The 13,358-nt window shown below is 62.8% G+C and carries 12 protein-coding genes and 1 other RNA gene; 11 read left to right on the forward strand and 2 right to left on the reverse strand.

From position 1 onward, the window contains the following. The first annotated feature begins 3 nt into the window (after positions 1-3). Both BLU39_RS24020 and BLU39_RS24025 read left to right on the forward strand, forming a co-directional pair. A complete protein-coding gene (locus BLU39_RS24020) occupies positions 4-639 on the forward strand; it encodes a riboflavin synthase (RefSeq protein WP_035826106.1) in 636 nt (211 codons plus the stop codon). A gap of 99 nt (positions 640-738) precedes the next feature. Continuing rightward, on the forward strand, positions 739-2,121 hold the full coding sequence (locus BLU39_RS24025; RefSeq protein WP_092717904.1) for a hypothetical protein: 1,383 nt from the start codon (positions 739-741) through the stop codon (positions 2,119-2,121). Here BLU39_RS24025 and BLU39_RS24030 read toward each other — a convergent pair. Next, complete coding sequence (locus BLU39_RS24030) at positions 2,118-2,543, reverse strand: OsmC family protein (RefSeq protein ID WP_092717907.1); 426 nt, start codon at positions 2,541-2,543, stop codon at positions 2,118-2,120. The two genes, BLU39_RS24025 and BLU39_RS24030, sit on opposite strands and share 4 nt — an antisense overlap. 420 nt (positions 2,544-2,963) lie before the next feature. Between BLU39_RS24030 and ribBA the strand changes: the two genes are divergently transcribed. The 3 genes from ribBA (at position 2,964) to nusB (ending at position 5,186) form a co-directional block, all read left to right on the forward strand. After that, on the forward strand, positions 2,964-4,079 hold the full coding sequence (gene ribBA, locus BLU39_RS24035; protein WP_046682331.1) for a bifunctional 3,4-dihydroxy-2-butanone-4-phosphate synthase/GTP cyclohydrolase II: 1,116 nt from the start codon (positions 2,964-2,966) through the stop codon (positions 4,077-4,079). Positions 4,080-4,141: 62 nt separating this feature from the next. Then, positions 4,142-4,624, forward strand: coding sequence for a 6,7-dimethyl-8-ribityllumazine synthase (gene ribH, locus BLU39_RS24040; RefSeq protein WP_034759563.1), 483 nt, complete (start codon positions 4,142-4,144; stop codon positions 4,622-4,624). A 91-nt stretch (positions 4,625-4,715) separates the two neighbouring features. Further along, positions 4,716-5,186: a transcription antitermination factor NusB gene (gene nusB, locus BLU39_RS24045; protein WP_034759129.1), complete on the forward strand. Its 471-nt coding sequence runs from the start codon at positions 4,716-4,718 to the stop codon at positions 5,184-5,186. Between the two features lie 119 nt (positions 5,187-5,305). On the opposite strand, the gene BLU39_RS24050 is transcribed toward nusB, so the two are convergent. Then, positions 5,306-6,229, reverse strand: coding sequence for a lytic transglycosylase domain-containing protein (locus tag BLU39_RS24050; protein WP_175539398.1), 924 nt, complete (start codon positions 6,227-6,229; stop codon positions 5,306-5,308). A 478-nt stretch (positions 6,230-6,707) separates the two neighbouring features. Between BLU39_RS24050 and ubiD the strand changes: the two genes are divergently transcribed. From ubiD to BLU39_RS24080, 6 genes are all read left to right on the forward strand, one after another. After that, complete coding sequence (ubiD, locus tag BLU39_RS24055) at positions 6,708-8,192, forward strand: 4-hydroxy-3-polyprenylbenzoate decarboxylase (RefSeq protein WP_092717912.1); 1,485 nt, start codon at positions 6,708-6,710, stop codon at positions 8,190-8,192. Positions 8,193-8,403: 211 nt separating this feature from the next. Then, positions 8,404-8,502: signal recognition particle sRNA small type (ffs, locus tag BLU39_RS24060), an RNA gene on the forward strand. Positions 8,503-8,740: 238 nt separating this feature from the next. Beyond that, positions 8,741-11,065, forward strand: coding sequence for a DNA polymerase III subunit gamma/tau (gene dnaX / locus BLU39_RS24065; protein ID WP_092717915.1), 2,325 nt, complete (start codon positions 8,741-8,743; stop codon positions 11,063-11,065). A 42-nt stretch (positions 11,066-11,107) separates the two neighbouring features. Continuing rightward, positions 11,108-11,434 (forward strand): YbaB/EbfC family nucleoid-associated protein, encoded by a 327-nt coding sequence (locus BLU39_RS24070; RefSeq protein WP_034759121.1) that lies wholly within the window; start codon positions 11,108-11,110, stop codon positions 11,432-11,434. A 47-nt stretch (positions 11,435-11,481) separates the two neighbouring features. Next, positions 11,482-12,072, forward strand: coding sequence for a recombination mediator RecR (recR, locus tag BLU39_RS24075; protein WP_034786598.1), 591 nt, complete (start codon positions 11,482-11,484; stop codon positions 12,070-12,072). Positions 12,073-12,079: 7 nt separating this feature from the next. Then, the gene (locus BLU39_RS24080) at positions 12,080-13,300 is read left to right on the forward strand and encodes a CaiB/BaiF CoA transferase family protein (RefSeq protein ID WP_092717918.1); all 1,221 of its coding nucleotides are present in this window, start codon (positions 12,080-12,082) and stop codon (positions 13,298-13,300) included. Positions 13,301-13,358 lie beyond the last annotated feature (58 nt).

The raw sequence follows: 13,358 nt of genomic DNA on the forward strand, positions 1-13,358 counted from the left end.
TCCATGTTTACAGGAATTGTTGCCGCCATCGGCAAGATTGAAACCGTGCAAGCACTCGACGGCGGCCTCGATGCCGGCGTGCGTCTGAACATCCACGCTGGCGGCTTGCCGCTGGCGGACGTGGCCCTGGGCGATTCCATCGCCATCAATGGCGCCTGCATGACGGTGGTGGAAAAATCGGACACGGGCTTTGCCGTCGATGTCTCGCGCGAAAGCCTCAATTGCACCGTGGGCCTCGATACCACCACGGAAGTGAACCTGGAAAAAGCCCTGACCCTGGCCGAACGCCTGGGCGGCCACCTGGTGTCCGGCCACGTTGACGGCCTGGGCATCGTGCGCAAGTTCGAAGCCGTGGGCGAATCGTGGGAACTGGTGATCGAAGCACCGCATGAGTTGGCGAAATACCTGGCCTTCAAGGGTTCCGTCGTCGTCAATGGCGTGTCCCTGACCGTCAACCGAGTGGAAGACCTGGGCGCGGGCGCCGTCAACGGCTGCCGTTTCTCGATCAACCTGATCCCGCACACGATCGCCATGACGACCTTGAAACACTTGACGGTCGATGGCAAGGTCAACCTGGAAATCGATTTGATCGCCCGCTATGTCGAGCGCATGTTGTCCTTGGACAAGGCTGCCGCTTAACATCACAGCTTGAAGCAACACAGCTGCCGCCTTGCCAAGCGTGTGTTGCTTTTCCTTCAGACGCGCATACTATGAAGCTTTCCGCAGTGGAGGCTAGCCATGGACCCGATTTCGCGCGCAACCGTGCCCAATACCATCCCGGCCACGCCGCGCGTGGGTGCGACGGCGCCGCTGGCGCCCGCGTGGCCCGTGCCGCCGTCCAGTGCGGCGGCGGCCCTTGCCATCCAGTCCTCGACCCAGGTCGATATCTCCCCGCTGGGCCAGTTCCTGTCCGGCGTGGCCTTGTCGCGCCGGCAACTGCTGGCCCTGCAGGGCGCCACGGAAGAGGCCAGGGCGGCAAATACTCCCGTGAATGTTAATGACGACCTGCTGGCCTTGGCGCGGCAGTTGACGGAATCGTTCGCCCAGCTGCAGACGAGCGGCATCGACGCCAGCCAGCTGGCGACGGCAGGCGACACACCGGGCAGCCTGGCGCAGCGCTACGATTTGCTGTCGGGCGATGGCACGACGGATACGGCCGCCGCGCTGGCGCAGGACGGCGGCTTGCTCACGCAAGCGCAGCTGGCCCGCATCGGCATCGACTTGCGCAATGAAGATGTCGATGCGCCAACTTTGCAGGCAGCGTATGCGGCCGACAGCAATGCCACCCTGGACGCCTTGCAACAGGGAACGGACGTGCTGGCGCAGGTGGGCGCCGTGCTGGCCCAGCAGCAGGGCGCGCCGCTGGCAACCAATGTCGAAGCGGATTTGACGGGCGAAGCACTGTCGCCCAGCGCAACGCAAGCCGTCCAGCCGCAGCCCGTCGACGAGGCGCCGCCGCAAACGGCTGCCATTGCGCAGCGACAGCTGGAACTGCAGCAGCAACTGGAAGCGGAAGAGCTGAACCTGGACTTGCGGGAACTGCGGCCCCCGCCTGCGGCGCAAGCCGCCGCCGATGCAGCGGAACTACTGCGGACGCGGCGCACGGACAATCAGCGCGTCGATGCCGAGCGCCTGGATGCCGAACGCCTGGATAACGAACGCATCAATACCGATCAGCAGGCGCGGCAGCAGGGAGCGGAGCGGGTGGACGAACTGCGCCAGGGCCAAGTGCAGCAGCAGGGGCTGCAGCAGCGGGCGCAAGCAGCGGCGGATGATACGACGCGGGCGCAGCTGGCCGCCGACGCCCCACAATTGGCGGCTCAGGTACTGGCACGCGCAGCGCAGGGGCAGGCCGATGCGGGCCTGGCGACGGCCCAAGCCCAGATGGCCCGGCAAAATGCGCAGGCGCAAGAGCTGGCTGCGCAAAACGCGGGCCAGGCCGTGCCCTTGCCCTCATCGCAAGACCCGTCCGTGGCGGCGGCCATTGCCGCCTATAACCTGAACAATGCAGCCCTGAATCCCGGCCTGATGAACCGGCCATTGCCGGCCAGCGACTCGCGCCTGCCGCGGGTGGCGCCGGTAGCCCCCGTGGAGCCCGTCAAGCCCGTGCCTAAAATCTAGGGCAGCAGGGTGGCGTCCAGGGTGATGTTGGCTTTCAGCAGCTTCGACACGGGGCAGCCGGCCTTGGCCTTGGCCGTCAATTCCTCGAATTTCGCCTGGTCGGCGCCCGGTATCTTTGCTTTGAGGATCAGGTGGACGGCCGTGATGGCGAAGCCATCGTCCACCTTGTCGAGGGTCACTTCGGCCGTCGTGTCCATTTTTTCCGCCGTCAGGCCCGCTTCGCCGAGGATCAGCGACAAGGCCATGGTGAAGCAGCCCGCGTGCGCGGCGCCGATCAATTCCTCGGGATTCGTGCCGGGCTTGCCTTCGAAGCGGCTGGCAAAGCCGTAGGGATATTCCTGCAAGGCGCCGCTGCGCGTGCTGATGGCGCCCTTGCCATCCTTGATGCCGCCTGACCAGATAGCCGATCCATTGGTTTTCATATTGCCGCTCCTGTGTGGGGTGTCGCTGCGAGTGGGTATCAGCGCCGTGGCGGTGACAGTCTGATCTTATGCTCTTTGCAAGGCCGGCGGCGCGCGCTTTGCCGCCGCCGCGTGCGCAGGATCGGGGAATCGGCGCTTTCCCGGGCCTGCTGCGGCATCCGTGCCGCAAAGCTGTCTTATTTCAGGTCTGCAAGCGCTAAATCCTTTAAAATAGCAGGTTATAAGAAAATTCCCGGAAATCCGAGGAATATTCGTGCTTGATGTTTCAGTTTTAGTTTCACTAACAACGCCCGGCAAAACCGTCGCGAGCGGAAGGGAGAGGTGGCCGAGACGCGCAACCGTACGAAGGTACGGTGAGCATCGCAGGCCGCCTATACCGACGCGCAGCAGGTTTGGCCAGGCGTCATACGAGGATGAACAATGTCTATATCCAGCACCGAAGAGATCGTCGCTGAATTGCGCGCCGGCCGCATGGTGATACTGGTCGATGAAGAAGACCGGGAAAATGAAGGCGATCTGGTGCTTGCCGCCGATTTCGTGACGCCTGAAGCCATCAATTTCATGATCACGCATGCGCGTGGCCTGGTCTGCCTGACCCTGACGGAAGAGCGTTGCGACGAGCTGAACCTGTCGATGATGACGTCGCGCAACGGCACGGCTTACGGCACCAATTTCACGGTCTCGATCGAAGCGGCCGAAGGCGTGACGACGGGCATTTCCGCCGCCGACCGCGCCAAGACCATCCAGGTGGCTGTTGCCAAGGGCACGCAGCCCAGCGATATCGTCCAGCCTGGCCATATCTTCCCGCTGAAAGCGCAGAAAGGCGGCGTGCTGATGCGCGCAGGCCATACGGAAGCCGGTTGCGACCTGACGGCCATGGCCGGCTTGACGCCCGCGTCCGTGATTTGCGAAATCATGAAGGATGACGGCACCATGGCGCGTCTGCCGGACTTGCTGGTGTTTGCCGAGCAGCATGGCCTGAAGATCGGCACGATTGCCGACCTGATCCATTACCGCAGCCAGACCGAGTCCCTGGTCGAGCGCGTTGCCGAGCGCACCCTGCACACGGCGCACGGCGAATTCCGTCTGATCGCCTTCCGCGACAAGCCCAGCGCATCGGCCCACCTGGCCCTCGTGCATGGCGACCTGGCTCCCGGCCTGGAAGCGCTGGTGCGCGTGCACCAGCCCGTTTCCCTGCTGGACGTGCTGGAAAGCGAAGCGACCACCCACTCGTGGACGGTGGCCGCCTCGATGGCCGCCATCAAGCAGGCCGAGCGTGGCGTGATGGTCCTGCTGAACTGCGGCGAGACGTCGAGCGAGCTGTTTGCCCAGTTCGCCGCGCTTGATACGCCGCAAGCCAAGCCAAAAGGCCGCGCCGCCAGCATGGACTTGCGCAGCTATGGCATCGGCGCGCAAATCCTGCGCGACCTGGGCGTGAGCAAGATGCAATTGCTGGCCAGCCCCCGCAAGATGCCGTCGATGGTCGGTTTCGACCTGGAGGTGACCGGTTTTCAGTGCCATCCTGGCCAGCAGTAATTAAATAATTTCGGCGGCCTGGCGCATGGCTGGCCGCTGATCACCTGATAAAGAGGCATATGATGACCGTAGGAGCATACGAAACCAATTTTGCCGGCGAAGGTTTGCGCGTCGGTATCGTCCAGGCACGATTCAATGAAATCGTCGGTGGTGGCTTGCTGTCGGCATGCCTGGAAGAGTTGAGCAAGCTGGGCGTGGCCGATGAAGATATCCTGCACGTGACCGTGCCGGGCGCCCTGGAAATCCCACTGATTCTGCAAAAAATGGCGGAAACCGAGCAATTCGACGCCCTGATCGCACTGGGCGCCGTGATTCGCGGTGAAACCTACCACTTCGAGCTGGTATCGAACGAATCGGGCGCGGGCATCACGCGCGTCGGTCTCGATTACGGCATCCCCATCGCCAACGCAGTGTTGACGACCGAAAACGACGAGCAGGCGGAAGTGCGCATGCTGGTCAAGGGAGCGGAAGCGGCACGCGTGGCAGTGGAAATGGCCAATCTGGCGCAAGCGCTGGAAGAGTTGCAAGACACAGACGAGGATTAATCGTGCTTGCGCCGCAGTGTGCTGCCTGGCAGCGCACCGCGGTATTCGTCACTATCTGCAGTAAATACGTATTTAAGAACAGGTAACAATCATGACTGAGAAAAATTTGCTCGCCAATCCCAGCAAAAACCGCACGCCGCGTCACCGCGCGCGCGAGTTTGCGCTGCAGGGCTTGTACCAGTGGCTGCTGAACAATGAAGACGCGACCACCGTCGTGAACAATATTCGCGCGGCCCACGGTTTCGACAAGGCCGATGGCGATCATTTCACGGTGCTGCTGTACGGCGCCATCAAGGATTCGCTGGCGCTGCGCGAAAGCATGGCGCCCTTGATCGACCGCAATATCGCGGAACTGTCGCCGATCGAACACGGCATCCTGCTGATCGGCGCGTTCGAGCTGAAGAACAACATGGAAATCCCGTACCGCGTCGTCATCAACGAAGCGGTCGAGCTGGCCAAGTCGTTTGGCGGTATCGACGGCCACAAGTATGTGAACGGCGTGCTCGACAAGTTGGCAGTGAAATTCCGCGAGGAAGAAGTCAACGCCAACAAGCGCAAGTAATATAGCGTAATCCCTGCGGCTGCTGCCGCAGGGCAATAAAAAAGCCACCGGCACTTGCGTGCGGTGGCTTTTTTACTGGGTGCTGCTTTTTGGATGCCCCTGTGAGGGCTTTTAAAGGGTCACAGGCCGGCGATCTCGTTGTGGGGCAGTACTTTGATGGTGATGCCGCTTTCCGCTACCGCTGTCGGCGCCTTGGCTGGCGCTGGCGTGTTCGATGCCATCACCGGCGTCGTGGTCGGCACGCGCTGGCCGGCCGACACTTGCTTCAGGCGGCGGTATTCGGCCAGCACGCGCGAGCCGTAGCCCGAGTCGGTGGCGAAGTTGGCGGCGCCCACGTAGGTTTTCAGGCCCGCTTCGACGGAACCGCCACGCGTGACGTAGTCTTTCAGGATCAGGGAGCCGACGCGGATGTTGGCGACCGGGTTCAGGGCTGCCTGCACGCCGCCCATTTCCTGGAAGCGCTCATGGTGCACTTTCGACATGACTTGCATCAAGCCTTGCGCGCCGACGGGGCTTTCCGCGAACGGGTTCAAACCCGATTCGATGGCCATCACGGCCAGGATCAGCAGCGGGTCCAGCTTGATTTCGCGGGCCGTCAGGTAGGCCGTCGACACGAGCATATTGGTCGCGTCGTTGGCCACGCGGTAGCGCTTGGAGAGCCAGTTGGTCACCCATTGCTGCTGCTTTTGCGTACCCAGCAAGGCTTTTTCTTCCTTGGTCAAAGGTGCTTCGCTGGCGGCGGCCGTTTGCACGGAGGCGGGCGCTTCCATCAGTGCCGACAGGGCCGGCGCTTCGACGGCTTGCGCTTCCGCCATCGGCAGCGGGAACAGGCTGTGTGTCAGTTGCTTGCCCAGGTCCGGGCGGAACATCAGCAGGGCGATCAGTGCCAGGGCGGAAATGCCGAAGACTGTCAGTGTGTGTTGCGCCGTGGTCAATACGCCACGTGCTGAAATGGCCTTCGCGCGGGCGCGCAAACGCGCCAATGCTGGCTGGCCAGCCACGGTTGAAGCAGGCAATGCTGCTTCAGTGCTACGATGAGTCATAGAGTTCCCCGAAATGTCGCGTCAACAGGCGGTCCCTCCGCGGTGTCGCGGTGTTGTGGGTACTGCCAATGCCGTGCATCAGAAATATCATCGTTTCCGCCGCGTATGGATGCGTGCGAGAAACGCCGTCATTGCTTGCTTGAGCTGATCGGTCCCATTCTGGTATTGGATCAGTCGCAATACAACTTTTACCGGGGGTAAGGCAGACGCCTTTTGAAAACACTCCTTAAAATGTCATGTGGAGCCCCGACTCCGTGAATGAAAGAGAAACGCTAAAATCAAGCTCTGGGCCGGCGTGCTCTTTCAAGTTGGGCGAATTGTAGAAGCCGTTTTATATCAAGTCAATACTAACGAATCGTTTCTTTATTACTTTTATGTCTTACTTTTTGACTTGCATTGTGCCAAAAGCCAATAAAATCAATTACTTGGCATAGATCCTTCAGCAACGGCGTCCGACGTCAAAAAAAATTAAAAACACATGAAATATTCAGATTTACGAGATTTTATTTCTCAACTGCAACAAATGGGTGAACTTAAGCCCATTTCGACCCCCATTTCACCGATTTTGGAGATGACGGAAGTCTGCGACCGCACCTTGCGCGCGGGCGGGCCGGCCTTGCTGTTCAATAATCCGACGGGACACGCCATGCCGGTGCTGGGCAACCTGTTCGGCACCACGCGCCGCGTGGCGCTGGGCATGGGTGCGGAAGACGTCAGCGAGTTGCGCAAGATCGGCCATGTGCTGGCGCGCCTGAAGGAGCCGGAACCGCCGAAAGATTTCAAGGATCTGCTGGGCCTCGGTTCGCTGGTGAAATCCGTGTGGGACATGTCGCCGAAGGAGTTGCGCGGCGCGAAGTGCCAGGAAATCGTCTGGGAAGGCAACGACGTCGACCTGGCGCGCCTGCCTATTCAACACTGCTGGCCAGGCGACGTCGCCCCTCTGATCACTTGGGGCCTGGTGATTACCAAGGGCCCGAACAAGAAGCGGCAAAACCTCGGCATCTACCGCCAGCAAGTGCTGGGACGCAATAAGGTCATCATGCGCTGGCTGGCGCACCGGGGCGGGGCGCTGGACTTCCGCGAGCACGCGATTCAAAGCAAGGGTAAGCCGTATCCGATCGCCGTCGCGCTCGGCGCCGATCCCGCTACTATATTAGGGGCCGTCACGCCGGTGCCCGACAGCCTGTCCGAATACCAGTTCGCCGGCCTGCTGCGCGGCAGCCGCACGGAGCTGGTGAAAGCCATCGGCAGCGAGCTGCGCGTGCCTGCGTCGGCCGAAATTGTGCTCGAAGGCCATATCTATCCGGACGAAAACCATCCGAGCGGCTACGAGCATGCGCTGGAAGGGCCGTATGGCGACCACACGGGCTACTATAATGAGCAGGACAGTTTCCCCGTGTTTACCATCGACCGCATCACCATGCGCCGCGACCCGATCTACCATTCCACGTACACGGGCAAACCGCCGGACGAGCCGGCCGTGCTGGGCCTGGCGCTGAACGAGGTGTTCGTGCCGCTGCTGCAAAAGCAGTTCAGTGAAATCACCGATTTCTACCTGCCGCCCGAAGGCTGCAGCTACCGCATGGCCGTGGTGCAGATCAAGAAGCAGTACGCAGGCCATGCCAAGCGCGTGATGTTCGGCGTGTGGAGCTTCTTGCGCCAGTTCATGTATACCAAGTTCATCGTCGTGGTTGATGAAGACGTCAATATCCGCGACTGGAAAGAAGTCATCTGGGCCATCACCACGCGTGTCGACCCCATCCGCGACACGACCCTGGTCGACAACACGCCGATCGACTACCTGGACTTCGCTTCGCCGGTCAGCGGCTTGGGCAGCAAGATGGGCATCGATGCCACCAATAAATGGCCGGGCGAAACGACGCGCGAGTGGGGCACGACGATTGCCATGACGCCGGAAGTGAAGGCCAAGGTGGATGGGATTTGGCAGGAGCTGGGTTTATAACAGGGTAGGGCGGTAGGTCGGGTTAGCGCGCAGCGCGTAAGCCGACGTTGCGGTGCTTGCGTGTTCGGCAGCGTCTGGATACCCAGGGCCTGCATATTCAGTAGCGTCGGCTTACGGCTTACGGCCTGCGGCCTAAGCCGACCTACGCCGACCTACGCAGCATTGACACGGCAATTTCCCAATCTTGCGCAGGTCGGTTATAATTGTCCCTGGCGGGCCCCTGCGCATCGTGGCATGGCTAACCTGGTCAGGTCGGGAACGAAGCAGCCACGGCTATTAACCATGAGTGCCGCAGATCAGGCTCGCCTCCTTCGGGAATGTTTTATCAGGATCAACAATCAAGCTGCCAAGGGCAGCTTTTTTGCTTTTACGGCTCCATTTTCTTGCCGATCCACTGCATTGCCCGGCTTGCCGTGTTTTCACTGTTTCTAGCTGGCCATGTTATACAATTGCTGCTTTGCCGCGTCTGCCATATTGGAATGGCCCGGCCATGAGGCTTGCGCCCGCCGCGCAGGATCACCCGCAAAATCGCATGGTAAAATCTCAGCATGTCCTATCAAGTCCTCGCCCGTAAATACCGCCCCAAGAATTTCGAGACGCTCGTCGGCCAGGAGCACGTCGTGCGCGCGCTCACGCATGCCTTGCACAGCGGCCGATTGCATCATGCTTACCTGTTCACGGGCACGCGCGGCGTCGGCAAGACGACCCTGTCGCGCATCCTGGCCAAGTCGCTCAATTGCATCGGCCCCGACGGCACGGGCGGCATCACGGCCCAGCCTTGCGGCGTGTGCGAAGCGTGCACGGCGATCGATGCGGGACGCTTTGTCGACTATATAGAGATGGATGCGGCGTCGAACCGCGGCGTCGATGAAATGGCGCAGCTGCTCGAGCAAGCCGTGTATGCGCCGAGCAATGCGCGCTTCAAGGTCTATATGATCGATGAGGTGCACATGCTGACGAACCATGCGTTCAATTCCATGCTGAAAACCCTGGAAGAGCCGCCCGAGCACGTCAAGTTCATCCTGGCCACGACGGACCCGCAAAAGATACCCGTGACCGTGCTGTCGCGCTGCCTGCAGTTCAACCTCAAGCAGATGCCGCCCGGCCACATCATCAGTCACCTGGACAATATCCTTGGGCAGGAAGGCATCGTCTTCGAACAGCCGGCCTTGCGCCTGCTGGCCCAGGGCGCCCACGGTTCCATGCGCGACGCGCTGTCGCTGACGGACCAGGCCATCGCGTATGCGGCCGGCGCAGTGACGCTCGACGCCGTGCAAGGCATGCTCGGCGCGCTCGATCAGTCCTACCTGGTGCGCCTGCTCGACGCGCTGGCGCAGCAGGATGGCGCCGATCTGCTGGCTGTGGCCGACGAAATGGCCTCGCGCAGCCTGTCGTACAACGGCGCCCTGCAAGACCTGGGCACCTTGCTGCATCGCATTGCGCTGGCGCAAACCGTACCCGCCGCCTTGCCGCAGGATCTGCCTGAATACGCGGACATCGTGCGTCTGGCTGCCGCGTTTGACGCGGAAGAAGTCCAGCTGTTTTACCAGATCGTCGTGCATGGCCGCAATGAACTGGGCTTGGCGCCCGATGAATACGCGGGCTTTACCATGACCTTGCTGCGCATGCTGGCCTTTCGGCCCGGCATAGGCGGTGCCGAAGGCGTGCCGGCTGCGGCACCAACATCGGTACCAGGCAACCGTCCCGCGGCCGTGGCCGCCGCGCGCGCCGCCGCTGGCGCATCTGCGCCGGCCGCCCGCGCCGCCACGAACAGCGTGGCCAGCCATGCAGCCGTGACACCGCCCGCCGTCGTGGCAGCAGCCGCCGCCAGCATGGCGCGCAGCGAAGCGCCGCCGCCACGCCCGGCCGCTCCGGCACCGGCACCCGTCGCCGCCCCGGCACCAGCACCTGCGGCGCCGCCGCCTGCCGCCGCTCCCGCTGCGGCTGCCCCGGCCGCCTCGGGCGCCCCGATCAGTTCCGCCCGCGCCGCCATCAATGCGGCGCTGGAAGCGGCCCGCGCCGCATCGAAGGGCCGTCCGGGCAGCGCGCCCTCTGCGCCATCGTCGGCGCCCAAGCCGGTGGCTCCTGCACCGGAACCTGTCGCCGCCGCGCCAGTGGCACCTGCAGCACCACCAGCACCTGTAGCGCCACCACCGCCCGCCGCCGCGAAAGCGCCGGCGCCGTGGGACGATGCGCCGCCCGTGGCCGTGATGGAAGCTCCCGTGGCCGCTGCCGCGCCCGTGCAGCAAACGCGTCCTGCCGCGCCGCCGCCACAGCAGGCGCCCGCCGACGACGACTTGCCGCCGTGGGTCACCGAATTTTCCGACGACAGTGCTTCGGCTGCCGTGTCGGCGCCCGCCGCGCAAAGCAGCGAGCAGCCGGCCGTCGTCATGCCGCAGCGTGCCGCCAAGCAAGCCGCACCGAGCGGGCCGTATGTGATCACGCCCGTGCCGGGCCTGGACTGGGACGGCAACTGGCCGGCCGTCGCCGCCGTGCTGCCCCTGCGTGGCATAGCCCAGCAGCTGGCCGTGCAGGCCGAGCTGATCGAATGCCTGCACGACGGCCACAGCACCACGTTCCGCTTGCGCGTGCCGATCGACACGTGGCGCAGTCCTGCCAACGTGGAAAAACTGGCGGCCGTGCTGACCGAGCGTTTTGGCCGCAAGGTCAATGTCGACACGGAACTGGGCGCCGTCTGGTACACGGCCAGCGCGGAAGCGCAGGCCCACCGCGAGGCGTGCCAGCTGCAAGCGGAAGAAACCATTGCCAGCGATCCCTTCGTGCTCGACATGAAGCGTGCATTCGACGCTTTTGTTGTGCCGGGAACGATTACCCCTGCACCGGCCGGCTCCGCCGCGCCGACCCTGCATTAATGATTAACAAAACTCATAAACTGAATTGAACGGAGCATTCTCATGATGAAAAATCAACTGGCTGGCCTGATGAAGCAGGCGCAAGCAATGCAAGACAACATGAAAAAAGCCCAGGAACAACTGGCGCTGGTGGAAGTGGAAGGCCAGTCCGGCGCCGGCCTGGTGAAAATCGTCATGACGTGCAAGAACGACGTCAAGCGCGTGTCCATCGACCCGTCGCTGCTGGCCGACGACAAGGACATGCTGGAAGACCTGGTGGCCGCCGCCTTCAACGACGCCGTGCGCAAGGCGGAAGCGACGTCCGCTGAAAAAATGGCAGGTTTGACCGGTGGCATGAACTTGCCAGCCGGCTTCAAAATGCCATTCTGATGCACTGTCGCATGCGCTCGATCTATGGCACGGGGCAAGGTTGATCCATGTCCAAGTCGCTTGAATTCTTGACCGAGGCGCTGCGGCGCCTGCCCGGCGTCGGCCCCAAGTCGGCGCAGCGGATGGCGTTTCATTTGTTGCAGCACGATAGGGAAGGCGCGGCCATGCTGTCGCGCGCCCTGTTCCAGGCCGTCGATGCCGTGCATCACTGCGGCCTGTGCAATACCTTTACCGAACATGAAGTGTGCGAGACCTGTCTCGACGAAGAGCGCGACAAGCGCTTGCTGTGCGTGGTGGAAACGCCCGCCGACCAGCTGATGATCGAGCAGACGCTCACCTACAAGGGCCTGTATTTCGTCCTGATGGGGCGGCTCTCTCCGCTGGACGGCATCGGCCCGAAAGACATCCACCTCGAAAAATTGCTGAACCGCGCCAACGATGGCGTGGTCGGCGAAGTGGTGCTGGCCACCAACTTCACCAATGAAGGCGAAGCGACGGCCCACTACATCAGCGAAATGCTGAAAGCGCGGGGCTTGCGCGTGAGCCGCCTGGCCCGCGGCGTGCCCGTGGGCGGCGAACTGGAATACGTCGACGCGGGCACGATTGCCCGCGCGATGCTCGACCGCAGGGCAACCTGATTACAACATGACAGAATCCTCCGCGACCACTGGTCCATTGCAAGGCATTAAAGTGCTGGAACTGGGCACCCTGATCGCGGGGCCGTTCTGCGCCCGCATGCTGGCCGAATTCGGTGCCGACGTGATCAAGATCGAGTCGCCCGATGGCGGCGACCCCATCCGTACTTGGCGCGTGCTGAAGGATGGCACCTCGCTGTGGTGGTCGGTGCAGGCGCGCAACAAGAAAAGCGTCACCCTGAACCTGAAGTCGCCGGAAGGGCGCGCCATCGCGCGCCAGCTGGCCCTGGAAGCGGACATCATCATCGAGAACTACCGCCCCGGCGTGCTGGAAAAGTGGGATCTCGGCTACGAACAGCTCAAGCAGATCAAACCGTCCATCATCATGGTGCGCCTGTCCGGCTTTGGCCAGACGGGCCCGATGAAGGATTTGCCCGGCTTCGGCGCCATCGGCGAGTCGATGGGCGGCTTGCGCTATGTGTCCGGCTTTGCCGACCGTCCGCCCGTGCGCGTCGGCGTATCGATCGGCGACTCCGTGGCGGCCCTGCACGGCGTGATCGGCGCCATGATGGCCTTGCGCCACCGGGACGTGACGGGCGGGGCGGCCGCTGGCGAAGGCCAGATGGTCGACGTGGCCCTGTACGAATCCGTGTTCAACCTGATGGAATCCTTGGTGCCCGAGTACGACCAGGCGGGCGTCGTGCGCGAGCGCACGGGCGGCTCGCTGCCCGGCATCGTGCCCTCGAATACCTACACGACGGGCGACGGCGAAAACATCGTGATTGCCGGCAATGGCGACGCCATCTTCAAGCGTTTGATGCTGGCCATGGGTCGCATCGACATGGCGGGCGACCCGCAACTGGCGCGCAATGACGGCAGGGTGGCGCGCACGCAGGAAATCGACGACGCCATCGGCGCCTGGTGCGCCACGCACACGATAGACAGCGCGCTGGCCGTGCTCAAGGCAGCCGACGTGCCGGCCGGCAAAATCTACTCCGTGCGCGACATGATGAGCGACCCGCAATTCCTTGCCCGCGAGATGTTCGAACAGCACCAGTTCCCCGACGGCACGCCCGTCAAATTGCCCGCCATCAGTCCGAAACTGTCCGCCACGCCGGGCAAGACGCAATGGCTGGGGCCGACCTTGGGCCAGCATAACGACGAGGTGCTGGCGTCGCTGGGATTTGATGCCGCCGCCATCGCGCGGCTGAAGGCCGATGGGGTGGTGTAGTGGAATGATGTCGGCAAGGTAGGTCGGATTAGCGGCGGCACGCCGCGTAATCCGACGC

It is taken from the genome of Janthinobacterium sp. OK676 (assembly GCF_900103595.1).
GTDB lineage: Bacteria > Pseudomonadota > Gammaproteobacteria > Burkholderiales > Burkholderiaceae_D > Janthinobacterium.

Excerpts from the sequence above, each read along its gene's own strand:
- BLU39_RS24020 (WP_035826106.1), top strand. The coding sequence starts at position 4 with ATGTTTACAGGAATTGTTGCCGCCATCGGCAAGATTGAAACCGTGCAA.
- BLU39_RS24025 (WP_092717904.1), top strand. The coding sequence starts at position 739 with ATGGACCCGATTTCGCGCGCAACCGTGCCCAATACCATCCCGGCCACG.
- BLU39_RS24030 (WP_092717907.1), bottom strand. The coding sequence starts at position 2,543 with ATGAAAACCAATGGATCGGCTATCTGGTCAGGCGGCATCAAGGATGGC.
- ribBA (WP_046682331.1), top strand. The coding sequence starts at position 2,964 with ATGTCTATATCCAGCACCGAAGAGATCGTCGCTGAATTGCGCGCCGGC.
- ribH (WP_034759563.1), top strand. The coding sequence starts at position 4,142 with ATGACCGTAGGAGCATACGAAACCAATTTTGCCGGCGAAGGTTTGCGC.
- nusB (WP_034759129.1), top strand. The coding sequence starts at position 4,716 with ATGACTGAGAAAAATTTGCTCGCCAATCCCAGCAAAAACCGCACGCCG.
- BLU39_RS24050 (WP_175539398.1), bottom strand. The coding sequence starts at position 6,229 with ATGACTCATCGTAGCACTGAAGCAGCATTGCCTGCTTCAACCGTGGCT.
- ubiD (WP_092717912.1), top strand. The coding sequence starts at position 6,708 with ATGAAATATTCAGATTTACGAGATTTTATTTCTCAACTGCAACAAATG.
- dnaX (WP_092717915.1), top strand. The coding sequence starts at position 8,741 with ATGTCCTATCAAGTCCTCGCCCGTAAATACCGCCCCAAGAATTTCGAG.
- BLU39_RS24070 (WP_034759121.1), top strand. The coding sequence starts at position 11,108 with ATGATGAAAAATCAACTGGCTGGCCTGATGAAGCAGGCGCAAGCAATG.
- recR (WP_034786598.1), top strand. The coding sequence starts at position 11,482 with ATGTCCAAGTCGCTTGAATTCTTGACCGAGGCGCTGCGGCGCCTGCCC.
- BLU39_RS24080 (WP_092717918.1), top strand. The coding sequence starts at position 12,080 with ATGACAGAATCCTCCGCGACCACTGGTCCATTGCAAGGCATTAAAGTG.